A 25,786-nucleotide genomic window follows, 5' to 3' on the forward strand; every position below is an offset into this window, starting at 1 on the left:
AAAAATCAATGTTCCACAGGAAAAAGTCATTTTAAACGACTCCAATCATAAATTAGAACTCACACTTAAAACTCATGGTTTTAGATGGTTAAAATACTATTTTAAAACACCAGAAATTACTATAGATTTTTCAAAAGAAGTTTCTAATTCAAAAGGAGCATACGTTTACAATAAAGCTATTTCCTATTTAAATGAGAAGAAACAATTTCAAAATCAAGTTAAACTTTTAGATATCAGTCCTGATACTTTGGTATTTAAATATGATACTAACTTGGTAAAAAAAATACCAGTTATAACAAATACGGATATTAATTTTGCTCCGGGTTTTGATGTTTTAGAACATTACAGAACACGACCAGATTCTGTGGTTATTGTTGGGCCCCATGATTTGGTGCAACAATTAGATCATTTAGAAACAGAACTAGTCACACTAAGTAATGTAAAGAAATATATTTCTAAAAAAGCAAAGCTTATACTTCCAGAGCATCAAAAGAATTTAAAGTTTTCGGTTAAAAATGTAGAGATTATAGGAGAAGTTGAAAAGTTTACTGAAGGCACAGTTAAAATACCAGTTGATGTTATCAATTTACCAGACAGTTTATCCATAAAATATTTTCCAAAGGAAATTAAAGTGTCGTATTACACAAGTTTGAGTCATTTTAATTCAATTTCATCAAATGATTTTAAGGTAATTTGCGATTTTAAAAAAGTGAATAATGCACAATCTAATTTAGTTCCAGAAATTGTAAGATTTCCAGAAAATGTAAAGCGTATAAAACTGAGTCAACAACAAATAGAATTTATAATATTAAAATGATTATTGTAGGGCTTACTGGAGGAATTGGTAGTGGTAAAACTACTGTTGCTAAAGAGTTTCAAACTTTAGGAATTCCTGTTTATATTGCTGATGTAGAGGCTAAAAAGTTGATGAATAGATCTAAAGTCATTAAACGAAAATTAATAGCACTTTTTGGAGATAAAGCTTATCTAAATGGTAAACTCAACAGACCATTTATTGCAAATATCATCTTTAATGATAAAGCGTATTTATCAAAAATGAATAGTATTGTGCACCCTAAAGTTGCTAGACATTTTGAAAAATGGATAGCAAAACAAGATGCACCTTATGTTATAAAAGAAGTGGCCATTTTATTTGAAAATGGCGGTAATAAGCAATGTGATTATACAATTGTTGTAACAGCACCAAAACCACTACGAATAAAACGTTTGCTAAAGCGAGATAACACTTCAGAAGAAAAAATAAAAGCCATCATGAAAAATCAATGGAGTGATGCTGAAAAAGTGGAGCTTTCCGATTTTGTAATTTCAAATAAAGCACTTGAAAACATGAAGCTTCAAGTTGTAGAGATTCATCAACAAATACTTTCTAAGACACAATAAATAGCATACTTCCACATTTTTGTTAATGTAAGGTTAAATGATAAGTTGACTAAATGTTAAAATGTTAAATTTGACTAATGAGCAAAAAAGTATTTGTCCTTCTGATAATTTTAATGAGTTTATCGCTAGCCGGAATCATTTTTGTTCAAGCATATTTTATTAATGGTGCTGTTGAAAATGAGAAAGATAGATTCAAATTTAATGTAAAAAGAGCATTAAGTTATGTGTCCAACGCTATTGAAAAAAGAGTTAGACACGTATTTTGAGCGTTTTCAAAGTTTAGATAATGAAAAGAAAAAAGACTCAGCTGCAGTTTCACAGCTTTTTATTTATCAGCAAAATAATAGCACTAAAGAAACATTAATTTATAAAAGCAACATTTTAGAAGAAAACTATAAGTTGTCTTCATCGCTCTTTGACATTGGTTTAGATAGTATTGATATCAAAAATATTATTGGAAAATCTGAAATGCAAGTCATTACAGGAACCGATCTTTCTAACAAAGATTTAGGCAAGAATGCTATTCTAAACATTATGAATAGTGGACGCTTAAAAGAAGCAGAACGAAATAGTTTTGATAAAAACTTTAAGGCACACGCAAAAACAATACCCGTCCATAAACGTGTTTCAAAAGATGAAATTTCAGAATTATTGTCCACAAAACTCAGCGAAAACAATATTGATATAGATTTTGAATTTGCAATCTATAGCAGAGATTTAGCAACAAAAGTATATAGTGATGGTTTTGAAAAAGATGATGGCTACACAGAGAGTATTCCAATATTCTATGACGAAAATAACCGAAGTAATTATAAGCTACTGGTAAATTTTCCAAACGATAGAACTCATATTTTATCGTCTATTATAGGTATGATTTTATTATCAATAGTGTTTACATTAATTATAATTTTGGCATATTCAAGTGCTTTATTTCAATTAGTAAAACAGCGTAAAATTGCACAAATAAAAACAGATTTTATCAATAACATGACGCATGAATTTAAAACGCCTATTGCGACTATAAATTTAGCTCTAGACGCCATTAAAAATCCAAAAATCATTGATGATAAAACTAAAGTAGTGCGTTATCTCAATATGATTAAGGAAGAAAACAAACGTATGCATGCTCAGGTAGAAAATGTATTGAGAATATCTAAACTAGAAAAAAACGAATTAAATATTAGTAAGGAACGTGTAGAATTACACGACTTAGTTGAAGATGCTATAACACATGTAGAATTGATAGTTGAAGACAGACAAGGGTATATAAAAACCCATTTAAATGCTCAGCAATCATCAATTTTAGCAAACCAAACACACTTTACCAATGTAATAGTAAATATGCTGGATAATGCCATTAAGTATTCTCCAGAAGCACCAAAAATAGATGTATTTACAGAAAATGTAGGCACAAATATTTTATTAAAAATACAAGATCAAGGGAGTGGTATGAGTAAAGCCGCTGCAAAACGTGTTTTCGAAAAATTTTATAGAGAACACACAGGAAACATACACAACGTAAAAGGTCACGGTTTAGGTTTGGCCTATGTTAAGCGAATAGTAGACGACCATCAAGGGTTCGTATCAGTAGAAAGTGAAAAAGGAAAAGGAAGTACATTTACCATAAAACTGCCTTTAATATCATAAAATTATGGAAGAACAAAACAAGAAAATTTTATTAGTAGAAGACGATCCAAACTTTGGGACAGTACTCAGAGATTATTTAATGATGAATGATTATGATGTAGTACATGCCAAAAACGGTATGGAAGGCTTTGAGAAATTCAAGAAAGACGATTACGATTTATGCATCCTAGATGTCATGATGCCATATAAAGACGGCTTTACCTTAGCCAAGGAAATCCGTGAAAAAAACACCGATGTACCAATTGTGTTTTTAACCGCTAAAGCCATGAAAGAGGATGTGCTTAAAGGCTACAAAGTTGGTGCAGACGACTATTTAAACAAACCCTTTGATAGCGAAGTGTTATTGATGAAAATAAAAGCCATCATACAGCGTAAAGCTACCGAAACCATTTCAGATAGTAAACAATTCGAATTTAAAATCGGTCGTTTTGATTTAAACTCTAAACTTCGTTTCCTAAAATTTGATGGCGGAGAACCCGTAAAACTATCGCCTAAAGAAAATGAGTTATTGCGTTTGTTGGCATTACATGAAAACGATTTAATGCCTCGCGAGTTAGCGTTAACTAAAATTTGGCGTGACGATAATTATTTCACATCACGAAGTATGGATGTATACATCGCCAAATTACGTAAGTACCTAAAACCAGACGAAAAAGTGGAAATTTTAAACATCCACGGCGAAGGTTTCAGATTGGTAGTAAACACCTAGAAAATTAAATAGTACAGAAATAAAAAATCCAGCTTTCAGTTGGATTTTTTTGTTTTGGTCGTTACCCTCCTAAGGTCGGATCGGGCTTTCCATTCCAAGTCCTCGCTTTTGCGCTAAGGCGCAAAAACTGTGGGCTATCCACTTCAATCCCTAATGCACTTACTGTTGCGGCTTACTCATGTTTTTTTATTTGTTATATACATTATTGGCAGTTCGTTATTTTATTTCCTTTAGTAATATTTTCCATATTGTAGTTCTAAACTTTTCTTTAAACACGCCAAAATGTCCAATTCTTTTAACACTAAAATCAGTAGGTTTTAAATGAATTGACTTGATTTTTGAATTTCGATACTGATTGGTCATCCATTCTACCGCTCTTTTTGGGGCAAAATCATCATCATCAATACTAAATGCACTAATTTCAAGTTCAATTTTATCATAGTATTTTAAGTCTATTGACTTATCGCTTTGTATATAATCTGGTTTTTTCCCCAATTTCGCCATTGGTCAGCCACATTTTTGGTAGATTTTCCATTCCACTCAGCTTTTTTGATTTGAGATACCCAAATAAATTTATAAGAGCAGGAAATAAAATATACCAATTAAACCACATTTTTATTCTGTCAATTCCTTTCCAAAATTTCCAATAACCAGACTGGGCAGCAACAAGTACTATTTTATCAAATTTAGTCGAAGATTTAGCCAACCCAATGAGTTGACCACCTATACTATGTCCAATAATTACTTTTTTAGAGTTGGGGTAATTTTTTATCACGTATTGCATAACACATTCCAAGTCATTTTTGCCCCAATCAGCAGCATTGTTATTTAGTTCTTTAATTGGTATTGTTAATGAACCACCAATACCACTATAATCAAATGTGAGAACCGAAACTCCGTTGTCAGACAGATAAGTGGAAAATTTTTGATAATATTCCTGTTTTACACCCGTTGCTGAGGCGATAATAACCACAGGATTATCTTTTTTAGCTTCAAAAAGGGTAGCTGATAGTGTCTCCGAATTAGATAGTATTACGATTTTTTTCATTTGTTCGCTTTAATGACTGCCAACGTATTTGTGTATGTTTTTTTTGGAAAAGGACGCGAGTCATTATCCGTTGTAGCGGAAAGATAATTAATAAGATTGAATTTTCATTGAGGAAATTCAGCCGTAATGAGCTATACACATCTTTGTATGTGCTTTCGTTTCTTAAAAATGTCTTATAACCCTTTGTCGGTAGGTCTAGGCGTTGGAACTTGAATCTTTATTTCATCAGAAAACCTAATCCATTCGTCTAGAAGCTCTGCATACTTTTCTTTTTCCGATTCCTTAAGATCGATTTGCTCTCCAATGTCATTTGATAGGTCGTAAAGCGCGAAATTTTCAATATTGAATGGTCTTGTAAAATTTGTGATTTTCCAATTCCCTTTTCTCAGCATCGCATTGCCGTAATGCTCCAGCGCGAACACATAAGTTGAATCATGAATTTCATTTGATTTTCCAGAGACAAATGGAATGAGCGAATTTCCTTTTAAAGGATAGACATCATTCCCGTTATAGGTTACTGGATAGGTCACATTAGCCACTTCATAAAAAGTAGGCGCCAAATCCAAAAGACTTGTAAAGCCATGGTGAATTTCATTTTTTCTATTCACATTCGGGCCACAAATAATCATCGTTGTGTTTGTACCTCCTTCGGTTGCAAAGTCTTTGTAATACCTAAAGGGAGAAGAACCAGCCTCCGCCCATTGTGGACCATAAGAAATATAGGAATTGGCATTTCCCATGTTATCAAAGTCATCGTTGTAATATTCCTTTAAACTCGGGAATCTATCATCATTTATAAAGTCTCTATTTGCGGCGCCATTGTCCGACATGAATACAAATAGCGTATTTTCATATTCACCTATGTCTTTCAAGTGTTTAATCAATCTACCAATATTGTGATCTAAATTGTCAACCATGCCAGCATACAATTCCATTTTTCTGGCTTCTTCCATCTGTTCTTGATTTGATAAAGAATCCCAAGGCAATACGCGTTCATGACTGGGTGGAGCAATGGCATCATTTGGAATGATTCCCGCTTTTTGAGGCTCGACAATCTTCGTTCTCGTAATTTTTCATATCCGTCGTCATATTTACCTTTGTACTTTTTCCAATATTTTTTATCAACCTGCAACGGCCAATGTGGGGATGTGTAAGCAGCAAATGCAAAGAAGGGTTTGTTATCCCCTTTATCAGAATCTATGTATTCAATCAATTTATCGGTATAAAAATCTGTGGAATAATTGCCTTCTATCCATGATGTTGAGACACCATCTTCTGTATAACTAGATAATTCCTTAAAGAGGGCACTTCGGTTGTTGTAGTGATTTCCAGCACCTTCGAGTAAAACAAAAGAGTGCTCAAATCCTTTTTGATGTGGATTGGATTCAGGCGTTTTGCCAAGGTGCCATTTACCTGCCATATACGTATGGTAACCACGGTCTCTCAATAAAGTGGGAATAGTAACAACCCGATTGGTTAACCTTCCTTCATATCCAAATATTTCTGTAACATTGTCTTGGGCACCCATTCCAGCAATGTGATTATCATTTCCAGAAAGCAACATGGCCCGAGTAGGCGCACACATGGGAGCCGTATGAAAACTGCTAAATTTAATCCCTCTACGCGCCAATGCATCAAGGTTTGGTGTTTGAATATCTCCGCCATAACAACCGATATCGCCAAATCCCAAATCATCGGCAACGATTAACACTATATTGGGTTTCTTCGTAATTTCTTTTTTCTTTTTTGTTCTGTGCATGATAGCACAATTGTAGATGCTAGTAAGACTGAGAAGAGAAGTTTGATTCTTTTGTCTGTTTTATCCATATTTATCAGTTAATTAATTAGCTCTGGCATTATATTGATTCTTCATACATGTTTATTGTTTTATTAACGATTGGTAATAATGAAGCAGAACGGTTGCGTGTCAGAATAGTTGAGGGTTTGTGTGCGAGGATTTACCGCTGGAAAATCAGACGTAACAAAAATCCAACAAATTTTGGTTTAGCTAAAACTAACAATTTTTATATACTTGTTGGTAACAGTATTTATTTTTTTAAATATTCTTTTTCAACCATATAATTTTCAAAATCCGATTGAAATGACTTAAAATCAAATTCCTTTAATTTCGACAATCGATTCAGACTGTTCGATTCGATTAATAATTCTCTACAAACTTTTTCAATTAATTCAGCTTTATTAAGTTCAAAAACTTCGCTAAACTCAAGTTTACATTTAATTTCCGCACAATTATTTGATTTTATTTCAATTCCGTCTACATAAGAAGTTCTTTCTCCTGGTCTATAGACAGGTCTTTTTTTTTGAAAAATTGGTCGAATTCGGGTTTAACACTTATTAGTCCAAAATATAATTCATTTAAGTCTTTTCCGTAATTCCTATTCCTAAAAAATGATTTAAAATCTATAGAAAGATCATTTATCCAAGTGTTTTGTTCTTGAGTTAGGTTTGTATATTGTGCTATTCCAAAAGTCAATTTTACGTTCTGTTTTATATTGTTGCCAAAGGTTTTGTGTATGGTTAGTTGCATGTTTGAGTAACTAATTTAGTAAACAAAAACCAACACCAGAAAATTCCGCAGAAATTTTTACTTGTTTTTTACCACAGTACTTTGTTGTGCTTTCGTTATTTTGTTTTTAATAAAACGAGAATATTCTTATTCATTTTCTCCAATTTATCAAAATGCATTTTTTTCCTTCTCGAGCTGCATTTATGAACCAATATTTATTCATAAAATAATCTGAATTTATTTTATTTGATTTTATCAAGTATTCTCTTTTGCTATACATGGAGACTTCGGACAATAAATTATCAAAATCGTCAAATTTACTTTTTGTACGTCCAATTATATCATGTTGTTGAGTGATTAAATTTTTATAACCAGCTAACAAATCCTTTAATTCATCGTTTTTAAATAAATCTAAACTTCCAGTATTAAATAATTCATCTATTACAGTTGTTGCTGAAATAAATTCACTCTGTAAAGTAATAAATACAGGTACTTTAATTATCGAATCTATAGTTATATTCCCCTTATGATTTTCTCTAAAGATACTATCCAAATTTTTGAATATTGGCTGAAAATGTTCATGAACTCTATTGAAATTATTTAAAGAAACAGAATCTTCCTTAAATTGTCTAATGAGTCTTTCTTTATAATTGTATAAAACAGTTTGACTTTTTTTGATTCGTTCCAATTATTAATTTGAAGCGCAATTAAAATTCCAATTACTACTAAAACAATTTCTCCAATGGCATATTTAAAATACTTGCCTGTATTATTTTTTCCAATAAGGTCGTATCGTATTTTTCTAAAGAATTTTATCATTGGTTAGTGATTTCTCATAAGATAGGATAATTATTTAACTTCTATTGAGTGAGAAATAACGAATCACAACTCGTTATATAACAACTTTTATGTTTCATATCCCGCGAATACATTAGGTTATGGTAAGTTTTTATCGTTGTTATCCTGTAAAGATAATTACTGTTTCTTACAGAAGTGTAAAAGTAAGATTTCAAGTAATTGTTATATAAAATTGTAGTAGAAATGGTTTTTAATCTTACTAAAACTCTTAAATACGTTTACTCAACCACGCCTTAAACTCATAAAAATTCTGAGGGGCTACACCATGGCCAACAGGGAATTCAGAATATGTGTTTTTAATAGCAAGCGCATCTAAAAAAGGTTTGGTTTGTCTTGCCCAATCTGGAGGAATAACTTGATCTACACTACCGTGAGAACAATAGAAATCTAAATTAGCATAACTTTGTGTCTCTAGATTTTCTGGTAAAATATCTTTGTTGATATAACCACTTAAAGCGATGATGTTTTTGATCTTTTTAGGATAAGTTAGCGCTACAGCGTAACTCAAAATACTACCTTGGCTAAATCCTAAAAGCGTAATGTTATCTTTATTGACTGCGTATTTTGAAGTAACTTCATCAATAAATGTTGATATTAAACCCACCGATTGTTTTGCTTGCTCGTTATCATTCCATTTGCCTTGTGCTTCATCAAAATTTATGGCATACCAAGCATTTCCATAGGGTTGCATGGGGTAGGGTGCTCTAACCGAAATTATTAAAAGTGTTTCAGGAAGTTCAGAAGCAAATGAAAACAAATCGTTTTCATCGCTACCATAACCATGAAACATAATTAATAATGGCGCATTTGCTTTTAAACTAGATTCGCGTAAAACGTATGGTAATGAAAGTGATGTGTGCAGCATTTATTTACCAATATTTGCGAACCAATCTTGAAATAATTTTCCAAAGAACGGTACGAGTTTAGTATCTCCTTTTATAGCATTTATAAGTCCAAAAACCCAAAATATAAAAGTGCCAAACCATAAGATGGTACCAAGCATGCTATTCACATATTTTTCGGTAACGTTTGAGAAAATTAAAAGCAAAATTAACCCAAGCATTTGTCTGATATGAAATGCAGTAAAAGGATTTTTTAAATTCAAATTTTTTAGAACTGCTATTATGAGTCCAACAAAAGTTAGGTATGAAACAATTGCAAAGGTTTTTCCTTCTTTAATATCGTGTGTTGTCATTTTATTTTAAAGCAATTTTATTGTTTGAGATAACCCCATAAACACTTCCTTTTAGAGAAGTACCGTTAAAAATAGCATTATGAGATTTTGATACAATATGTTCTTTTGAAAAGGTATATTTTGAAGTTGGATCAAACAAAGTAATATTTAGCGCATTACCAATGTTTATTGGGCTATGTTCTGCACCAAATCTGGTTTTTCCTTTGGTTAAAACATCAATAGTTTTCTTTAGCGTAAATAGATTTTGTAATACTCCAAAAGCGCTTTCTAAAGCGATAGTACCATTGTTAGCATGGTCGAACTCAATCTTTTTTAATTCGATGTCTAACGGATTGTGATCGCTAGTTACCATATCAATTGTGCCATCTTTTACACCTTCAATAAGCGCATCAATATCGGACTGCGTTCTTAATGGTGGTTTTACTTTAAAGTTGGTATCAAAATCTGTCAGATTTTTATCTGTAAAATATAAGTTGTGAATTGCTACACTACAACTTACATCCAATTTCTTTTGTTTTGCTTCGCGAATTAATTGTACCCCTTTTGCTGTTGAAATTGTAGGGATGTGCAATTTACCGTCTGTATATTCTAATAAAAATAAGTCTCGGGCAATTTGTAATTCTTCTGCCAAGGCAGGATTTCCTTTTAAACCTAAAGATGTACTCGTAGTATTTTCATTCATAACTCCAGAACCCGCTATTCTATTTTCTTGAGGAAAAGAACATACCAAACCTTCAAAATTACTTGCGTATTGCAATGCAATTTTTAGCATGTTTGGGTTAGAGACTGGTTTTTTATAATCATAAAAGGCTACTGCTCCAGCGTTTTTCATATCGAAAAGTTCTGCTAAATCCTCGCCTTTACTATTTTTTGTTAATGCGCCTATAGGCAGAATAGATACCGCTTTATTAAAGGCTTTAGACTTCACAAAAGCCACATCTGAACTTGTATCGATTACAGGGTTTGTATTTGGATTTAAGGCTACTGCAGTAAAACCAGATAGGGCTGCAGTTTTTATACCGTTTTCAATAGTTTCACGTTCTTCAAAACCTGGTTCTCCAAAAGAAACGCTACTATCAAACCAACCTTGTGAGATATGAAGGTTTTCAAAAGCTATTTCTTGATATTTTTTTGGGTTTTAAGCTGGTTGCCTATTTTGGAAATCAATCCGTTTTCAACTAAAATATCTTGGGTAGTGTTATGAAAATCACTTTTAGAATCTAGTATTGTAGCGGATTTTATAAGTATGTTCATTTAAAATATTTTAAGATGAGCATTTCTATGAGTAATAGAATTAATGCAAAAATAACAAACCATTTCCATAGCGCGTTAACTTTCGTGTCACTTTTTAAGGTTTCAAATAAATCTGGTATGGAACTACTAACAGTAATATGCTCTAAATTACTAATGTTTTGATAGCTTAAATCACTCTCGTTTCTACTGTAATTATAACTCACATTTTTTAGTGAAACAACCTTGTTTTTGATAGTATAAATACCAGAACTTTCAGGTGTTTCAATAGTTGTGATATTTACTTTGTTGCCAAAGCTCTGCTGTCTGGGTATAAATTTTTCATCCTCTTTTTCTAAAGCTAGTACACCATCTTGTTGCATATTTACAGCAACTTCATAATCGTTTTGTGTGCCTATATGGTAATACAATTTTGGGATTTTAAAACTACTTTTAGCAATATTATAGAAAGTGGGAACTATTAACGGCGAATTTTTAAAGTTTGAATTTTTGGTATTCAATGCAGCAGTAACAAGATATGTTTTGGAATTTCCTGTTAAAAATGGTTTTCCATCTTCAAAAGAAAGTATTGCGCTACCACTAGTATTTAAATTATAAAACGAATTAACCTTTGGATATTGAAAATTCTTAACACGCTTTTCAAACACACCATTGTTGTACAGGGGATGACTATAATTAATTGTTGTGATGCGTTTTTCTGAAGCTACTTTGTCTTTAAATCCGAGTCTATAATTTTGAAGTAAACTGTTGTAACTACTAACATTGCTATCTTCCGAAGGAATAATAAGTAAAGAACCTCCTTTATTTGTATAAGCAGATAAAGCAGAATTTAGTGCATTTGGGATATTTTTTAAATCATATAAAATGATAAGATTTTGTGTGCTGATGTTGCTGTAATTCAAGCTATTTACTTTAGAAGCTGTAAACTTAAATTCATCATTGGTGTAAATCCGATTTAAAAAATTGGTGTCAGCATCACTAATAGCTAACACGTTGATTTTTTCGGGAGTATTTATATTAAAATAGAGTGTATTGTCAAACTGTAAATGTGTGTCGTTTATTTTTAGTTCTCCGTTGATGATTTCATTTGTAGGTAAATCAAAAGTTACTTTTGCATTATTAGTAATAGCTGTAGATGTTTTCGCAATTAAATTGTCATTATTGAATAATGAAACTGGAACATTATCAATGGGGTTGCCGCTATTTTTTAAAATAACACTTAACTCTAATTTTGTGGGACTTGTATTTGAAATATATGCGCTATCTATCGCAGTATTTTGAGTGTTTATAGGTTGTAATTTTACAGCGTTAATGTTAACTAATGTATCTTTCTTTGGATTAAAAATATCGGCTGTATTTTGAAAATCTGATATAAATACGAAGTTTTTAAGCGTACTCTTATCTTTACTAAAAAGGGTTTTACCTTTTAAAATGGCGGCATTGTAAGACAGTTGTTTGTAGGTATAGCCTAGTTGTAGCAAACTGTTTTTTACAGCACTAATAGTGGTGTTTTTATAAACTTCGGTATTGGTTAAAATTGAAACGTTTTCATTTTCAGGAACATTACTGATAATACCTTGTATGGCACGTTTTAAGAGTTTACCATCAGCACCTTTGGCTTCCATACTAAAGGAATTATCCAAATAAATAACAGTTTCAGTAGTTCTATTTAATGTTTTGTTTTTAGAAAAGTAAGGTTGAGCAAAGGCAATGATTACGGCAGCTAATAATAGTAAACGGGTAAGCAACGTTAACCATTTTTTTAATTGTGAACTTTTGCGGGTTTGAATCTTAACTTTTTTTAAAAAGGCGACATTGGTAAAGGGAACTTTTTTAAATTTCCGAAGTTGGAATAGATGAACTATAATGGGAATTACCAGTAAAAATAAAGCGTAAAGAAGTTCGGGGTGTTTAAACTGCATTTATTTTTTGATTTGTCAAACCTACGTATTTTTTTTGATTTCTTATAAACCTAGCAAAAGAAAATATAATCTCTAAACGGTTTTAAATTGAGTTTATTTAGATAATTTTTAATCTCGTTTTGTGCTTCTTTATTTGCCACAGTAATTAAACTTTGCGGGTTCTCAATTTTAGATAAAGCTTCAAAATTCAATAGTTTTTTACCATAAATATCTTTTCCAATTTTTTTAGGATTATCGCAAATCCATTCAAAGGGAATGTTTTGTTCTAAAAACAATTTTGCCATAAATTTTCCTTTAGCACCTGCTCCCCATACTACTAGGTTTTTAGAATTATCATAGTCAATTTCTAAAAGTTGTTGATTTTTAAAGGTAGAAAATGGTTTTCGGTATAATGTTCATCAGTACGTGATGATCTAGTGCTATAATCGCGCCATTTATGCAAAACTTTATCGCAAGGGATGCATTTTAAGCCATTTTTATAAAATCGAAATGTTAAGTCATAATCCTCTGGATAAATGTTAGGATTAAAGGCATCACAGGCTATCAAATCTTCACGATATGTCATCCAAGATGGAGAAGGCACAACACATTCTTTATAAATTTCTTGAAAATTAGTACCAGTTTTAGTTAAATTATTGAGCCATACCTCATAATTTTTATAACCAGAACCAATACCCTTTTCATTAAAATAATCCACCAAACCAATAGCTATGTGCTTTTTTCCAAATTTTAATAAGTTGTTTGCTAAAACTTCTGTTTTTTTTGGATACATAATATCATCACTATCCATTCTTGTAATAAAATCGCCTTTACTAGTTGTAAAAGCCAGTTGTAAAGCATCAATAATTCCATTACCATCGTTCTTTAGAAGCTTGATTCTATGGTCTTTTTTTGCATAGGTTTCAACTAAATGGAAACTATTGTCGGTAGAGTTATCATCTACAATTAGTAACTCCCAATTTATGTAGGTTTGATTGATTATAGACTGCAAACACTCATCTAAAAACTGTTCAGTATTTTTAAATGGTGTTAATATGCTAACTAAGGGTTTTTGCATTTAGCGAAGATAATATCTTTTAACAAATCCTTATGAATACATGGTAAAACATAATCTTATTTTTGATGCACTTAAAATAAAAAAATAGAGATGAATATTAGAGTTTTTGTAGCATCAGCCGCATTAAGTATTATGCTTTTAGGTTGTGGAGCAGGAAAAAATAAGGCTATCGACTTGGCAATTAATTTGCCAATTGAATCGCACATAGATTTATCGAAAGTTATTGATGACAAAGCACCTGTAACCATAAATCCAGGACGTTTTACTGTTGAAACGGTAACTTATAGATTACCTAGAGTAGTTCAGGGCACCTATGCAGTAAGTGATTTTGGTAAATATATTGAAGATTTTAAAGCCATAGATTATGATGGAAATCCATTGAAAGTTTCAAAATTAGATACCAATTCTTGGATTATTGAAAATGCCAAAGACTTAGATAAAATCACTTACAATGTTAATGATACTTATGATATTGAGGCTAAAGGTGGCATAGGAGGAGAGCAACCATTTTCTCCATCAGGCACTAACATTGAAGCTAAAAACTATGTGTTAAATTTACATGGGTTTATTGGGTATTTTGATACGCTAAAAAATAATCAGTATAAGTTGAATGTGACAGCAAAAGCAGATTTTGTTCGTACTTCAGCATTACAAAATGTATCTTCTAAAACTAGTGATGATGGTCAATTTATAACAACAAGTTATGCTGCACCAAGATATTTTGATATTACAGATAACCCAATGATGTATGGAAATTTGGATGTTGAAGAATTTAAAGTTGGAGACATAAAAATTGTATTAAGTGTATATTCTCCAAATAAAACGCATACCGCAGCCTCTTTAAAGGAAACTATTTTTAAGATGATGCAAGCGCAAAAAACCTATTTAGGAGATGTTAACACTACACCTCGATATGATATTTATTTGTATTTATCTGAAGGAAAAGAAAATTCGCCAAAGGGATTTGGAGCACTAGAGCATCATACTTCTACAGTTGTAGTTTTACCTGAAGCTATGAGTGAAGAAGAATTGGCAGATAGTATGATAGATGTTGTGTCTCATGAGTTTTTCCATATTGTAACACCATTGAGTGTACATTCTGAGGATGTGCATTATTTTGACTATGACAAACCAACATTTTCTAAGCATTTATGGATGTATGAAGGGGTGACAGAATATTTTGCGACACTTTTTCAAGTAGACCAAGGTTTGGTTGAAGCAAGCGAATTTTACACCAAAATAATGGGCAAAATTCAAGCGTCTAAGCGTTATACTGACGCTATGAGTTTTACCATAATGAGTGAGAATATTTTAAAAGCTCCTTATAAGGATGAATATATTAACGTATACCAAAAAGGTGCTTTAATTGGTATGTGTATTGATGTTTTAATGAGAGAAGAAAGTGATGGTAACAGAGGGGTTTTATCGTTAATGAAAGAGTTATCTAATAAATACGGAAAAAATAAACCTTTTGAAGATGATAAATTGATTGCGGAAATTACAGCAATGACGTATCCATCTGTAGGCGAATTTTTAAATACTCATGTAGTTGGAGATTTACCGATTAATTATAACGACTTTTTCAAAAAGGTAGGTTTAGAAATTGGAGACGCAAAAATTGAAGCAAATTACATTATGATGAATGGTGCGCCAATTGTTAGTGGCGACGGACAAAAAGGAACTATCTTTTTTACGGATGCAGTTTTAGAAAATAGTTTTTGGGCGGAACAAGGCGCAAAACCTAATGACGTTATTAAGAACATTAACGGTACTGATTTAACGTTAATGAATGCAAACCAAGTACTTCAAGAAGTTTTTATGTGGAAACCTGGCAAAGACGTAGAGGTAAAACTTGATAGAAATGGAGAAGAAGTAGTTATTAAAACTACAACTACACAGCCTTATACTACAGGAAAAGGTTTGATAGAAAAGGAAAATGCCTCAAAAGAACAAATTGCTTTGCGTAAAGCTTGGATGAAGGGTTAGAGTAGTAATTTTATTTAAAAATAAAAAGCGATTAACCTATTAAGGTTAATCGCTTTTTTGTTTATTCATCCAATAAATCAGGACGACGTTCTTTAGTACGCTTATACGCTTCATCTTCTCGCCATTGTTCTATTTTTGGTAAGTTGCCGCTGAACAATAATTCTGGAACTTTCCAGCCATTGTATTCTCTTGGCTTGGTATAAATTGGCGGAGCTAACAAATTATCTTGAAAAGAATCGGTTAGGGCAGAAGTTTCATTACCTAAAACCCCGGGAATTAATCGAATTACAGCATCACACAAAACTGCAGCCGCCAACTCTCCACCTGATAATACAAAATCTCCAATAGATATTTCTCTTGTGATTAAATGATCGCGTACACGTTGGTCTACACCTTTATAATGTCCACAGAGAATGATAATATTTTCTTTTAAAGATATTTGATTTGCGATACCTTGATTAAGTGTTTCGCCATCAGGAGTCATGTAAATAATTTCATCATAATTGCGCTGTGATTTTAAACTGGTAATACATTTATCAATAGGTTCAACCATCATTACCATGCCAGCACCTCCACCAAATTGGGTATCATCGATAGATTTGTAATTATCTGAAGTAAAATCTCTAAGATTATGAAAATGAATCTTAACTAAATTAGCGTCAATAGCACGCTTCAAAATAGAAGCTTCAAAAGGGCTTTTAAGTAGTTCAGGTAAAACGGTTATGATATCTATACGCATAAAAAATGTATTGTTGCAAAGATAAATTAATTGTGGTATCTAAAAATATAAAAAGGTTGTCAAAACATATGTTTTGACAACCTTTTTATATAATTTACAATTTAAACTAAAGTTTAGGCAGAATTTAATCTTGATTTTTGTCGCGGTAAATTATCAAATTCATACATATCACTATTTAACATTTTTAGGTATAAATTTTTGTTTACAGAAACAGGGATTTTTAAATAAGGGAATTTTATAAGATAGCTTTTCCCCTTTTTGCCAATGCACTTAATTTTAATTGGTTTTTCTTCCATAATTTAAAATTTTTAAGATTAAACTATAAAAAATCAATATTTACATAATCAAAACATATTCCAATTATAAATGACAAAACTAAAATTGTCAGTTTATTGATTTAAGAGTCCAAGAAGCTCTTCTTCAAAACCATGTGCAAACATGTTTGCATGCCCATTTACAATTTTACTTTTATCATTAACCATTATCACTTTAGTTAAAGGATAAATGGCTAGTTTTTCAACTGATTGTTCAGGCTTTTCGAATTGGTATTCGTTGTGTAGTGCTGTTTTTTTGTTTTTAACTGTAGTAGCCCATCGTTCAGCACTATAATCGTCTATATTTATCGAAATAAATTCTACTTCAGGATATTTTACAGTTAATTCTTTAACACGTTTGTGACTGTTTTCAAAATAATCTTTGTACAAATGCGACCAAAAATAAATAACTGTTGGTTTTTTAAATAAGGTGTTCATGTCCACAACATTGTTTTGTAAATTTAAAACACGTACTTCAGGAAAATGTTCTCCAGGTTTTAATTGGTTCACAGATGTATTATAGGCTACAATTAAATCGTTTTTCTTGGTGTTTGTGCTTTTTGCTAGAAATGATTTAATGACTTTATCATTATGCTCAATCTTTCTGTTTTTAGACAAAAAACTCATGGAATAGTGGTACAGTAATTCGTTTTTTATATCTGAGTTTTTAACTAAACTATCGATTGCTTCAAGTCTATCCATATTGTAGCAACAATCTGTCCAGCTAAATTTAGATGTATTTGTGTGTTTTAGATGAGATTTTAAAGCAATATTGTTAAAACTGTGTCTTAAAAAAGCGTGATAATTAAAATAATCTTTAAAGAAACCATCATTGTAATCAATTGTTTCTCTATAGCTATAAAAGTCGTCTGGTAAGGCCTCTATTATCTTTTTCTTGTTATGTCCATAATGTACAAAAGGATAAATTTCTTTACTAGAATAATAGCTATAATCAATATTAGCGCGAGCTATTTTGTTAAATAATTCAGAAGGATTGTTTTTTTCTTTAAAACGTTTAAACGCTCTATCTTTTTTAGCACGAATAGAATCAATTTGATTTTCAAAAGATTCTGGTGTCAATTGACAAAATTTAAAAACTTGTTTTTCTTCAATTTCATTTTGAAGAAAATCATTGATTAAATAATTGTTCTTTTTTGCGCCCTTACCTGTGTAAACTAAAGACTCATCAAAATCGAAAGTATTTAAACGAAACATAATACTATCGCCAGGCTCTAGTAATACCATTTGTATTTCTCCACCATGGCGAAATGTGTAAAACCCAGAATTTAGGTTTTCAATTTTATAAGAAAAACGATTGTTACCATCTAATTTAATGGTGTCAATCACATTTTTTGCATTAAAAAGAACCACATAATCAGTATTCTTATTAATTATTTCTCCCCCTAAAATTGCATACTTACAAGAGTCTTTTCCGCAACTTACAAAAGTGAAAAAAATGCATACTATGTAAAGATATAGTTTCATAAATCCCTCCTCAAAAAAGCAGAAATTATTATCTGCTAACCACAAAAATATGTCTTGCTATTAAAATTCCCTGTTAAGGCGTTGTTAAATGTTGTTATAGCTATCTTAAGAAAGAAAATAAAGGCTTTAAGTTTCTTGTAACGGATGGATTTTTTTACTTTTGCACAAAATTTAAAATCAGGTTATGTTATCAGTTTCAAACCTTTCGGTACAGTTTGGTAAGCGTGTTTTGTTTGATGAAGTAAATACTACTTTTAACAATGGCAATTGTTATGGTATTATTGGAGCTAATGGTTCTGGTAAATCTACTTTTTTAAGAATTATTTCTGGCAAGCAAGAACCTACCTCAGGGCATGTGTCCTTGGAAACTGGTAAACGTATGTCTGTACTAGAACAAAATCATAATTTATATGATGAGAATAATGTTCTGGAAACAGTTTTAATGGGTAACAAACCATTGTATAAAATTAAAACTGAAATTGATGCGTTGTATGCTGATTATTCTGATGAAAATGCAGATAAAATAGGAGAGCTTCAAGTTAAGTTTGAAGAAATGAATGGTTGGAATGCAGATAGTGATGCCGCTGCAATGCTTTCAAACTTAGGTATTAAAGAGGAACATCATTATTCATTAATGGCAGATTTGGATGGTAAACAAAAAGTAAGAGTGCTGTTAGCTCAAGCTTTATTTGGAAATCCTGATGTGTTGATTATGGATGAGCCTACCAATGATTTGGATTACGAAACTATTTCTTGGTTAGAAAATTTCTTGGCAAATTATGATAATTGCGTAATTGTAGTATCTCACGATAGGCACTTTTTAGATGCAGTTTGTACACATATCTCTGATATTGATTTTGGAAAGATTAATCATTTCTCTGGAAATTATACGTTTTGGTATGAGTCGTCTCAATTAGCTGCAAGACAACATGCACAACAAAATAAGAAGGCTGAAGAAAAGAAGAAAGAATTAGAAGAATTCATCCGTCGTTTTTCTGCAAACGTTGCAAAAAGTAAACAAGCAACTAGTAGAAAGAAAATGATTGAGAAGTTAAATATTTCTGATATCAGACGCACAAGCCGACGTTACCCAGCTATTATTTTTGAGCGTGATCGTGAAGCAGGAGATCAAATTTTAAATATCGAAGGCTTATCTTCATCACTAGATGGAGATGTTTTATTCAATAATATCGATTTAAATTTAGCTAAAGGTGATAAGGTGGTTGTTTTTTCTAGAGATTCTAGAGCAACAACAGCATTTTATCAAATTATAAATGGTAATGAAAAAGCAGATGGAGGGAAATTTGCTTGGGGAGTAACTACCACACAATCTTATTTGCCACTTGATAATAGTGAGTTTTTTAATAGCGATTTATCTTTAGTGGATTGGTTGCGCCAATGGGCAACTACTGAAGAAGAACGTGAAGAAGTTTACATTCGTGGATTTTTAGGTAAAATGATTTTTAGTGGAGAAGAAGCACTAAAAAAATGTAATGTACTTTCTGGAGGAGAAAAAGTACGTTGTATGTTAAGTAGAATGATGATGATTAGAGCTAACGTGTTAATGTTAGACGAACCTACAAATCACTTAGATCTAGAAAGTATCACAGCATTTAATAACTCCTTAAAAAACTTTAAAGGAACTGTACTTTTTACAACCCACGATCACGAGTTTGCACAAACAGTAGCAAACCGAGTGATAGAATTAACACCAAGTGGTATTATAGATAGATACACTACGTTTGATGAGTATATGCAAGACGCTAAAATTAAAGCGTTACGTGATAAAATGTATGCTGTAACTGTTTAATGTTATTCTTGTAATTCGGATTCAGAAGTTAATTTTTTTACTAATGACTGAGCTTTATCAAGTTCTTCTTTGTGAACATGAATTTCTTGATATCCCTGAATAGATGCGCCAAAACCAGCTAATCGTCCAGATTCTGATTCATCTTTAATAATTGCACAAATGTTTACAGCTTCAAGCGCTTTAAACATGCGTTGTACTTCAATAAAATTTCCCGAAAATACTTTGATGTAATTTGACATAGCTAAAAGTTTTAAAGGTTCTCTCCTAAACATACGAAAAAAATTAAGAAATAGAAACTTAAAAACTACCAATAACTCCAACAGTATTGCCTGAAAAACTGAAATTCCAAGAAATTTTCTTAGGCGGTTTATTATAGTTATAAGCATTAGAATCAAATAGAAATTTGTCAATACTATCCACAATTATAATACTTAAGGCAGTAGAAAAAGCGATATCTGTTAGCCAATGTGCACCATCCACTAATCTTGAAATAGGAGGGATGGCACCTATACTATAAATACCAATTTTAGTCCAAGTGTTATCAAATTGTTTCGCAATAGCGTGAGACATTGTTATAGCTAATGCTGTGTGACCAGATGGAAAGGAATGGTGCGAAGGTTTTGAAGAAAATGGTTCGAAGTTATGATTACTAAAGCCCGAGTTAGGTCTGGCTCTTCCAACTCCCGTTTTTAATAAACTTTGTAAAACCCCATTAGTTATTGATGAGGAAATGATTAGAACACTTGTTTTTCTAATCTTTTCATTTTTAGTAATTATACCAACACCATATAAGCCAGCATTTGCCATAAAGTAATTTTGTGGGCTTCCAAAATACCATCCAAAATCTCTTATAGGTTTTGGGAAATTTTCACTATTTCTACTAAAATATCGTCTGGTTTCTTGGTCTAAAGTAGATAAAGCAAAAGTTCCGGCTACTAAAGTGCCAAATTTAGCATAATCTTTGCCTTTCCAATGTAATGGTCTTATAAACCCATGTACAACACCTTTGGCAGTATATTTTACATCATGCTTTAAAAGTTGTGCTATGGTTTTGTCTTTAACAACAATAGAATCATTACTTAAGGTGTTTTGTGCATTTGTGAATAAACTACAAGTCAAAGTAATAGCAAGAATTAAAGCACAATATTTTTTGCAATGTATAGCCATACTTAACGCAACTCCGCTCCTAATTGTTTTTCGAAATTGGTTTGTAATTTACTCATTATTTTATCTATTTGTTTATCGTTAAGCGTTTTGTGTTCATCTTGAAGTGTAAAACTAACGGCATAACTTTTTTTACCTTTAGGAAGGTTTTTACCCTGGTAAACATCAAAAAGGTTTATAGTTTTCAATAATTTTTTTCAGTTTGTTTTGCAATTCTGTATATAGATTCAAAAGTAACATTATCGTCTAAGAGTAATGCAAAATCACGTTTTACTTCTGGGTATTTTGGAATAGACTTAAATACAATCTTATTGCGTTGTACGATTTCTAAAATTGTATCCCAATTAAAATCAGCACATACAACATCTTGAGTAATATCAAAATGCTTTAAAACTTTTTTAGTTACCAAACCAAATGCAACCAATTTGGTTTTTCCTAAACTTAATGATATACCTTCACTAAATAAATCGTTTTTAACTGGAGATTCATTAAACCTATAAACTCCTAAACGTTCCAAAATAGAAACAACTATGCCCTTTAAGAAGAAATAATCACTTTTAGAATTTTTAGATGAATTCCAATTGTCTTGATTTTGATTTCCAGTTGCAAAGAGGGTTAAATGCTTCGGTTCAGCTTTAGCCTCAGAATGATTATGATAGGTTTTTCCGAATTCAAAGAGTTTTAAATCTTGACGTTTTCTATTGATATTATATGAAACTGCTTCTAGTCCTGAAAACAATAACGATTGTCTTAAAACAGACAAATCATTACTTAAAGGATTCAACATTTTAATATTATGTTCTTCCTTTAATTGTTCACTTAAAGCCGCATAATTAGGAGATGTTAGTGAGTTTGACATGATTTCATAAAACCCCTGACTTGCTAATTGATTTCCTGTAATATTCTGAATTTTATAATCTTCAAAACGAGACATACTAGAAATAGAAGCGTTTAATTTTTTTGATGTAGTTACATTATTATAACCATAAACTCTGAGGATTTCCTCAATAATATCAGCTTCCCTTTGTACATCATTTCTATACGCAGGAACTGTTAAACCCAAACCAGTTTCAGTAACATTATTCACTTTAATATCTAAAGCAGACAAAATACTTTTAATGGTTTCTTTTGGAATTTCCTGACCAATAATTTTACGAGCATTATCAAAACTTAACCTAACTTGAAAGTCTTCAATTTTCTTCGGGTAAATATCAATAATATCACTTGTAATATCTCCACCAGCTAGCTCTTGAATTAACAAAGCAGCACGTTTTAAAGCATATTCTGTGATGTTTGGGTCAATACCGCGTTCAAAACGGAAAGAAGCATCAGTATTTAAGCCATGGCGTTTTGCAGTTTTTCTAACACTAACAGGATTAAAGTAAGCGCTTTCTAAAAAGATGTTCTTTGTGGCTTCAGTAACTCCAGAATCTATACCGCCAAAAACCCCTGCAATACACATTGGTTTTTCGCCATCACAAATCATTAAATCTTCTTCATGTAACTCGCGTTCTATGCCATCAAGCGTAACGAATTTAGTACCCTTTTTAAGAGTTTTAACTTCAATTTTGTTGTCTGCAATTTTTACAGCATCAAAAGCGTGTAATGGTTGTCCAAGTTCATGTAATACATAGTTTGTAGCATCAACTACATTGTTTATAGGACTTAAACCAATCGATTTTAACCTGTGTTGTAGCCATTCGGGAGACGCATCTACTTTTAATCCAGAAATAGATACACCACAATAACGCGGTGCTAGTTCTTTATCAATTACTTTAACATCAATTTTTTGTGTTCTATTTTCAACACTAAACGCACTTACCGATGGTGTAATTAATTCTAATTTAATTTCTTTTTGGGTTAACCCTGCTTTTAAATCACGGGCAGTTCCATAATGACTCATGGCATCTGCACGGTTTGGTGTTAAGCCAATTTCAAAAACAACATCATTTTCTATTTCAAAAATATTAGCTGCTGGCGCACCAATTTTTGTTTTTTCATCTAAAATCAGGATACCATCGTGAGATTTCCCTAAGCCTAATTCATCCTCAGCACAAATCATTCCATGACTTTCTTCACCTCTTATTTTACCCTTTTTAATAGTCCAAGCTTCTCCTTCATCAGAATATAAGGTAGTGCCAATAGTGGCAACAGGTACTTTTTGTCCAGCTGCAACATTTGGCGCACCACAAACAATTTGTAGAGGGGTATCTCCACCAACATCAACAGTAGTTACTTTAAGTTTATCTGCATTAGGGTGTTTTTTACAAGTCAAAACTTTACCAACAACCACACCTTCTAAACCTCCTTTTACTGATTGGTATGTTTCTATACCTTCAACCTCTAATCCTAAATCGGTAAGTAATTCGCTGGTTTGCTCTGGTGTCCAATCTGTTTTAACAAATTGTTTTAACCAATTATAAGAAATCTTCATAAATCATATTCACTTTGAGCTCGCAAAGATAATTTTTTTGCATCTAGCAATCAATAGTAGCTGCCATATTTTATGGTATAGAAATGTAAAGAAGGTTAAATGTTAATTTTTAACAGCCTCTTAAAGAATAGTTAATTAACAGAATTAAGATAATCTTTAACAAAATGATAACATGTAGGTGTTTAATTTGGTAATACCTTGTTGATGTAAAAAGATGTAAATTTTATTCTAATCAATCAAATCAAACTAACAGTAGAGAAACTCAATCAATTATTTGATTGAGTTTTTTTAAGTTTTTAATTGAAAACTATAAAAATATAAAAGCCTAAAACATTTTTTGTTTTAGGCTTTATTTTGTGACCGGGCTGGGGTTTGAACCTTCAGCTCGAACACCAGTAAATATAAGTCATCTGTCAATTTTCACTATCGTTGTTGACGAATTGTGAACCTTGATATAATTTTAAATATGTCAAATTAACTTTCGATACTGCAAATATATATAATTTGAGGTTGTTATTTTATTTATTACTTTTTTATGTGGGTAATCTTAATTTTTTGTGAAGTTCAATTGATACAAGTTTTATTAAAAAAATAAGAAAATATATATTCATACAATATTCCCGAAATATAAACTCGCAAAACACTCCCATCAAAAGACTTCGGCATAACCAGGCTCGTACCTCGCACTTTTTATTCCGATTCCTTTTGAGCTGAGATTTTGTCTTCCGTTTGGTTCTAGCTTAAATATTGTTTAATCTAAAATCAAATATTATGTATTTAAGTAATTTACAACAAGATGAGATTTTTGTTTCTTCAGAAATGAAGCCGCTTAAAGTCTTGACAGGAATGGAATCCCGAAGAGGATTGGAACATGCTATAATCTCCAATGGTAAGATTGTGAACGTGGTCTCGAAAAGTTATGGACATATTCCAAATGAATTGTTCTTTAAGAAGGCGGAAAAAATGATAGTAGATGCCAATTTGAAGTACAGAAAGCGTACCATTAACAGAATGGACAGATGCTTCATCATTGATTTTATCATAGAGGATAATAACCAGTTTTCACTAAAAAACAAAGAAGATAAAATCCTTCCGTTGCTACGTTTCAAGAATTCCTATGATGGAAGTGAAAAAACCTCTGGACATTTTGGCTTTTATCGTGAAGCCTGTACAAACGGTCTCCATGTTTCTCATTCTGAGATAGCATTTTCAATTAGACATAGTAAGAATAATACTGATTTGATATTGCCAAATTTAAACCACTTGTTTGACAGGTTCTTAGGCAATGAATATTATGAAATCAATGATAAGTTTAATACCATGGCAGAAGTTGAGATTATAGATAACGAAAAATTCGTGAGTGACATTCTTGAAAGGACCAAACTGTTTAAGTATGCACGAAAAAACGAGAATGACAACCCCTCTAATAAAGCCATAGAAATTCTAGAAATCCTATATAATGAGCCTTTCGGGGGCTATACAACCTCAAATCTGTGGTTAGGTTATAACGCTTTCAATTGGGTGCTTCATAACAGCATGAAAAAAACATTTTCTCAACAGGAAAAACTCGACAAACTATTGTTTAATGAAATTTATGCTATGGTTTAACCTCATGGATTAAGGTTGCTCTAGTGCCTTAAATTAGAGTTCTTTAGATTCATATTTATTTCTGCTAAAAAAGGGAGGAGATATCTATATCAATATTGGTACAAAGATAAACTCGCAAAATATTCTCATCAAAAGACTACGGCATAAAGCCAACGCTTTGCCCAAAACTCATTTATTCCGTTTCCTTTTGAGCAGAAATTATGTCTTCCGTTTAGGTTCTGCAAAAAATATTGTTTAATCTAAAATTTAAGTATTATGACAACAAAAGCGAGTACTGCAAGCAAAAACGGAGAGGCATCATGCCACCGTAAAAAATGAAGTCAAGAAAAAATTGACTCAAAGCGCCATTGGACTTCAAGTTCAAGAACTACCTATCGGAAGGATTATTCCTGACCCATTGCAACCAAGAAAAACCTTTAACGAGGAAGCTTTGAAGCAACTGTCTGAAAGCATTGAAGAACACGGTGTCCTGCAACCTATTACAGTCCGAAAATCTGGAAAGGATTACATCATCGTTATGGGAGAGCGTAGGTATCGCGCAAGCAAATTGGCAAAAAGAAAACAATTCCGAGTATCGTAAAGAGAATATGCTAATAATGATGTTCTGGAAATCCAAATTATCGAAAACCTA

Annotated in this window: 23 protein-coding genes and 4 pseudogenes; 8 read left to right on the forward strand and 19 right to left on the reverse strand. The window is 31.7% G+C overall.

Annotated features, from left to right (window positions below; genetic code table 11):
- The first annotated feature begins 271 nt into the window (after positions 1 to 271).
- The 4 genes and pseudogenes from AC0L5U_RS00710 to AC0L5U_RS00725 all read left to right on the forward strand — a co-directional run bounded on the left by AC0L5U_RS00710 (position 272) and on the right by AC0L5U_RS00725 (position 3,757).
- On the forward strand, positions 272 to 817 hold the full coding sequence (locus AC0L5U_RS00710; RefSeq protein WP_473414099.1) for a CdaR family protein: 546 nt from the start codon (positions 272 to 274) through the stop codon (positions 815 to 817).
- Positions 814 to 1,401 (forward strand): dephospho-CoA kinase, encoded by a 588-nt coding sequence (coaE, locus tag AC0L5U_RS00715; RefSeq protein WP_473414100.1) that lies wholly within the window; start codon positions 814 to 816, stop codon positions 1,399 to 1,401. Before AC0L5U_RS00710 ends, coaE begins: the two co-directional genes overlap by 4 nt.
- A 77-nt stretch (positions 1,402 to 1,478) precedes the next feature.
- Positions 1,479 to 3,048 (forward strand): annotated as a pseudogene (locus tag AC0L5U_RS00720) (sensor histidine kinase).
- 4 nt (positions 3,049 to 3,052) lie between these two features.
- Positions 3,053 to 3,757 (forward strand): response regulator transcription factor, encoded by a 705-nt coding sequence (locus tag AC0L5U_RS00725; protein WP_473414101.1) that lies wholly within the window; start codon positions 3,053 to 3,055, stop codon positions 3,755 to 3,757.
- A gap of 216 nt (positions 3,758 to 3,973) precedes the next feature.
- On the opposite strand, the gene AC0L5U_RS00730 is transcribed toward AC0L5U_RS00725, so the two are convergent.
- The 13 genes and pseudogenes from AC0L5U_RS00730 to AC0L5U_RS00790 form a co-directional block, all read right to left on the reverse strand.
- Positions 3,974 to 4,261 carry a hypothetical protein gene (locus AC0L5U_RS00730; RefSeq protein WP_473414102.1) on the reverse strand — a complete coding sequence of 96 codons (288 nt, stop codon included), beginning with the start codon at positions 4,259 to 4,261 and terminating at the stop codon, positions 3,974 to 3,976.
- On the reverse strand, positions 4,218 to 4,805 hold the full coding sequence (locus AC0L5U_RS00735) for an alpha/beta hydrolase family protein (protein WP_473414106.1): 588 nt from the start codon (positions 4,803 to 4,805) through the stop codon (positions 4,218 to 4,220). The genes AC0L5U_RS00730 and AC0L5U_RS00735 overlap by 44 nt, the downstream gene beginning before the upstream one ends.
- Before the next feature lie 173 nt (positions 4,806 to 4,978).
- The gene (locus tag AC0L5U_RS00740) at positions 4,979 to 5,758 is read right to left on the reverse strand and encodes a sulfatase-like hydrolase/transferase (protein WP_473414107.1); all 780 of its coding nucleotides are present in this window, start codon (positions 5,756 to 5,758) and stop codon (positions 4,979 to 4,981) included.
- Positions 5,707 to 6,564 carry a sulfatase-like hydrolase/transferase gene (locus AC0L5U_RS00745; RefSeq protein WP_473414108.1) on the reverse strand — a complete coding sequence of 286 codons (858 nt, stop codon included), beginning with the start codon at positions 6,562 to 6,564 and terminating at the stop codon, positions 5,707 to 5,709. The genes AC0L5U_RS00740 and AC0L5U_RS00745 overlap by 52 nt, the downstream gene beginning before the upstream one ends.
- Before the next feature lie 516 nt (positions 6,565 to 7,080).
- The gene (locus AC0L5U_RS00750; protein WP_473414109.1) at positions 7,081 to 7,353 is read right to left on the reverse strand and encodes a hypothetical protein; all 273 of its coding nucleotides are present in this window, start codon (positions 7,351 to 7,353) and stop codon (positions 7,081 to 7,083) included.
- Positions 7,354 to 7,483: 130 nt separating this feature from the next.
- The gene (locus tag AC0L5U_RS00755; protein WP_473416246.1) at positions 7,484 to 8,020 is read right to left on the reverse strand and encodes a hypothetical protein; all 537 of its coding nucleotides are present in this window, start codon (positions 8,018 to 8,020) and stop codon (positions 7,484 to 7,486) included.
- Positions 7,999 to 8,151, reverse strand: a pseudogene (locus AC0L5U_RS00760) (DUF6090 family protein); the annotation flags it as partial. The pseudogene AC0L5U_RS00760 and the gene AC0L5U_RS00755, both read right to left, overlap by 22 nt.
- Positions 8,152 to 8,398: 247 nt before the next feature.
- A complete protein-coding gene (locus AC0L5U_RS00765) occupies positions 8,399 to 9,055 on the reverse strand; it encodes an alpha/beta hydrolase (protein WP_473414110.1) in 657 nt (218 codons plus the stop codon).
- Complete coding sequence (locus tag AC0L5U_RS00770) at positions 9,056 to 9,385, reverse strand: hypothetical protein (protein WP_473414111.1); 330 nt, start codon at positions 9,383 to 9,385, stop codon at positions 9,056 to 9,058.
- A 1-nt stretch (position 9,386) separates the two neighbouring features.
- A pseudogene (locus AC0L5U_RS00775) lies at positions 9,387 to 10,639 on the reverse strand (dihydroorotase).
- Positions 10,636 to 12,558, reverse strand: a complete 1,923-nt coding sequence (locus tag AC0L5U_RS00780) for a BatA domain-containing protein (RefSeq protein WP_473414112.1) — start codon at positions 12,556 to 12,558, stop codon at positions 10,636 to 10,638. Before AC0L5U_RS00780 ends, AC0L5U_RS00775 begins: the two are co-directional and overlap by 4 nt.
- A gap of 50 nt (positions 12,559 to 12,608) precedes the next feature.
- Complete coding sequence (locus tag AC0L5U_RS00785; protein ID WP_473414113.1) at positions 12,609 to 12,842, reverse strand: hypothetical protein; 234 nt, start codon at positions 12,840 to 12,842, stop codon at positions 12,609 to 12,611.
- 62 nt (positions 12,843 to 12,904) lie between these two features.
- Positions 12,905 to 13,615, reverse strand: a complete 711-nt coding sequence (locus AC0L5U_RS00790; protein WP_473414114.1) for a glycosyltransferase family 2 protein — start codon at positions 13,613 to 13,615, stop codon at positions 12,905 to 12,907.
- 90 nt (positions 13,616 to 13,705) lie between these two features.
- Here AC0L5U_RS00790 and AC0L5U_RS00795 point away from each other — a divergent pair, with 90 nt between their 5' ends.
- Positions 13,706 to 15,601: a M61 family metallopeptidase gene (locus AC0L5U_RS00795; protein WP_473414116.1), complete on the forward strand. Its 1,896-nt coding sequence runs from the start codon at positions 13,706 to 13,708 to the stop codon at positions 15,599 to 15,601.
- A gap of 61 nt (positions 15,602 to 15,662) precedes the next feature.
- Here AC0L5U_RS00795 and trmD read toward each other — a convergent pair whose 3' ends face one another.
- The 3 genes from trmD to AC0L5U_RS00810 all read right to left on the reverse strand — a co-directional run bounded on the left by trmD (position 15,663) and on the right by AC0L5U_RS00810 (position 18,139).
- Positions 15,663 to 16,340 carry a tRNA (guanosine(37)-N1)-methyltransferase TrmD gene (trmD, locus tag AC0L5U_RS00800; RefSeq protein WP_473414118.1) on the reverse strand — a complete coding sequence of 226 codons (678 nt, stop codon included), beginning with the start codon at positions 16,338 to 16,340 and terminating at the stop codon, positions 15,663 to 15,665.
- A 113-nt stretch (positions 16,341 to 16,453) separates the two neighbouring features.
- On the reverse strand, positions 16,454 to 16,636 hold the full coding sequence (locus tag AC0L5U_RS00805; RefSeq protein ID WP_473414120.1) for a hypothetical protein: 183 nt from the start codon (positions 16,634 to 16,636) through the stop codon (positions 16,454 to 16,456).
- 93 nt (positions 16,637 to 16,729) lie between these two features.
- The gene (locus tag AC0L5U_RS00810; RefSeq protein WP_473414123.1) at positions 16,730 to 18,139 is read right to left on the reverse strand and encodes a TlpA family protein disulfide reductase; all 1,410 of its coding nucleotides are present in this window, start codon (positions 18,137 to 18,139) and stop codon (positions 16,730 to 16,732) included.
- A 184-nt stretch (positions 18,140 to 18,323) separates the two neighbouring features.
- On the opposite strand from AC0L5U_RS00810, the gene AC0L5U_RS00815 reads away from it, so the two are divergent.
- Complete coding sequence (locus AC0L5U_RS00815; RefSeq protein WP_473414124.1) at positions 18,324 to 19,949, forward strand: ABC-F family ATP-binding cassette domain-containing protein; 1,626 nt, start codon at positions 18,324 to 18,326, stop codon at positions 19,947 to 19,949.
- Between the two features lie 2 nt (positions 19,950 to 19,951).
- Here the strand turns inward: AC0L5U_RS00815 and AC0L5U_RS00820 are convergent, their stop codons facing one another.
- The 3 genes and pseudogenes from AC0L5U_RS00820 to pheT form a co-directional block, all read right to left on the reverse strand.
- A complete protein-coding gene (locus AC0L5U_RS00820; protein WP_473414127.1) occupies positions 19,952 to 20,188 on the reverse strand; it encodes a putative signal transducing protein in 237 nt (78 codons plus the stop codon).
- Positions 20,189 to 20,246: 58 nt separating this feature from the next.
- Positions 20,247 to 21,116, reverse strand: a complete 870-nt coding sequence (locus AC0L5U_RS00825) for a phosphatase PAP2 family protein (RefSeq protein ID WP_473414129.1) — start codon at positions 21,114 to 21,116, stop codon at positions 20,247 to 20,249.
- A gap of 2 nt (positions 21,117 to 21,118) precedes the next feature.
- Positions 21,119 to 23,547: pseudogene (gene pheT / locus AC0L5U_RS00830) on the reverse strand (phenylalanine--tRNA ligase subunit beta).
- Positions 23,548 to 24,318: 771 nt separating this feature from the next.
- On the opposite strand from pheT, the gene AC0L5U_RS00835 reads away from it, so the two are divergent.
- Entirely contained in the window at positions 24,319 to 25,155 is an 837-nt protein-coding gene (locus tag AC0L5U_RS00835) for a DUF932 domain-containing protein (protein ID WP_473414130.1), read from the forward strand.
- A 397-nt stretch (positions 25,156 to 25,552) separates the two neighbouring features.
- Positions 25,553 to 25,735, forward strand: a complete 183-nt coding sequence (locus tag AC0L5U_RS00840; protein WP_473416127.1) for a ParB N-terminal domain-containing protein — start codon at positions 25,553 to 25,555, stop codon at positions 25,733 to 25,735.
- Positions 25,736 to 25,786: the final 51 nt, after the last annotated feature.

This window comes from Jejuia sp. G7-7 (genome assembly GCF_055808955.1).

Coding starts and splice junctions, on each gene's coding strand:
- coaE (WP_473414100.1), top strand. CDS start 814: ATGATTATTGTAGGGCTTACTGGAGGAATTGGTAGTGGTAAAACTACT.
- AC0L5U_RS00725 (WP_473414101.1), top strand. CDS start 3,053: ATGGAAGAACAAAACAAGAAAATTTTATTAGTAGAAGACGATCCAAAC.
- AC0L5U_RS00730 (WP_473414102.1), bottom strand. CDS start 4,261: ATGGCGAAATTGGGGAAAAAACCAGATTATATACAAAGCGATAAGTCA.
- AC0L5U_RS00735 (WP_473414106.1), bottom strand. CDS start 4,805: ATGAAAAAAATCGTAATACTATCTAATTCGGAGACACTATCAGCTACC.
- AC0L5U_RS00740 (WP_473414107.1), bottom strand. CDS start 5,758: ATGGAAGAAGCCAGAAAAATGGAATTGTATGCTGGCATGGTTGACAAT.
- AC0L5U_RS00745 (WP_473414108.1), bottom strand. CDS start 6,564: ATGCACAGAACAAAAAAGAAAAAAGAAATTACGAAGAAACCCAATATA.
- AC0L5U_RS00750 (WP_473414109.1), bottom strand. CDS start 7,353: ATGCAACTAACCATACACAAAACCTTTGGCAACAATATAAAACAGAAC.
- AC0L5U_RS00765 (WP_473414110.1), bottom strand. CDS start 9,055: ATGCTGCACACATCACTTTCATTACCATACGTTTTACGCGAATCTAGT.
- AC0L5U_RS00770 (WP_473414111.1), bottom strand. CDS start 9,385: ATGACAACACACGATATTAAAGAAGGAAAAACCTTTGCAATTGTTTCA.
- AC0L5U_RS00780 (WP_473414112.1), bottom strand. CDS start 12,558: ATGCAGTTTAAACACCCCGAACTTCTTTACGCTTTATTTTTACTGGTA.
- AC0L5U_RS00785 (WP_473414113.1), bottom strand. CDS start 12,842: ATGGCAAAATTGTTTTTAGAACAAAACATTCCCTTTGAATGGATTTGC.
- AC0L5U_RS00790 (WP_473414114.1), bottom strand. CDS start 13,615: ATGCAAAAACCCTTAGTTAGCATATTAACACCATTTAAAAATACTGAA.
- AC0L5U_RS00795 (WP_473414116.1), top strand. CDS start 13,706: ATGAATATTAGAGTTTTTGTAGCATCAGCCGCATTAAGTATTATGCTT.
- trmD (WP_473414118.1), bottom strand. CDS start 16,340: ATGCGTATAGATATCATAACCGTTTTACCTGAACTACTTAAAAGCCCT.
- AC0L5U_RS00805 (WP_473414120.1), bottom strand. CDS start 16,636: ATGGAAGAAAAACCAATTAAAATTAAGTGCATTGGCAAAAAGGGGAAA.
- AC0L5U_RS00810 (WP_473414123.1), bottom strand. CDS start 18,139: ATGAAACTATATCTTTACATAGTATGCATTTTTTTCACTTTTGTAAGT.
- AC0L5U_RS00815 (WP_473414124.1), top strand. CDS start 18,324: ATGTTATCAGTTTCAAACCTTTCGGTACAGTTTGGTAAGCGTGTTTTG.
- AC0L5U_RS00820 (WP_473414127.1), bottom strand. CDS start 20,188: ATGTCAAATTACATCAAAGTATTTTCGGGAAATTTTATTGAAGTACAA.
- AC0L5U_RS00825 (WP_473414129.1), bottom strand. CDS start 21,116: ATGGCTATACATTGCAAAAAATATTGTGCTTTAATTCTTGCTATTACT.
- AC0L5U_RS00835 (WP_473414130.1), top strand. CDS start 24,319: ATGTATTTAAGTAATTTACAACAAGATGAGATTTTTGTTTCTTCAGAA.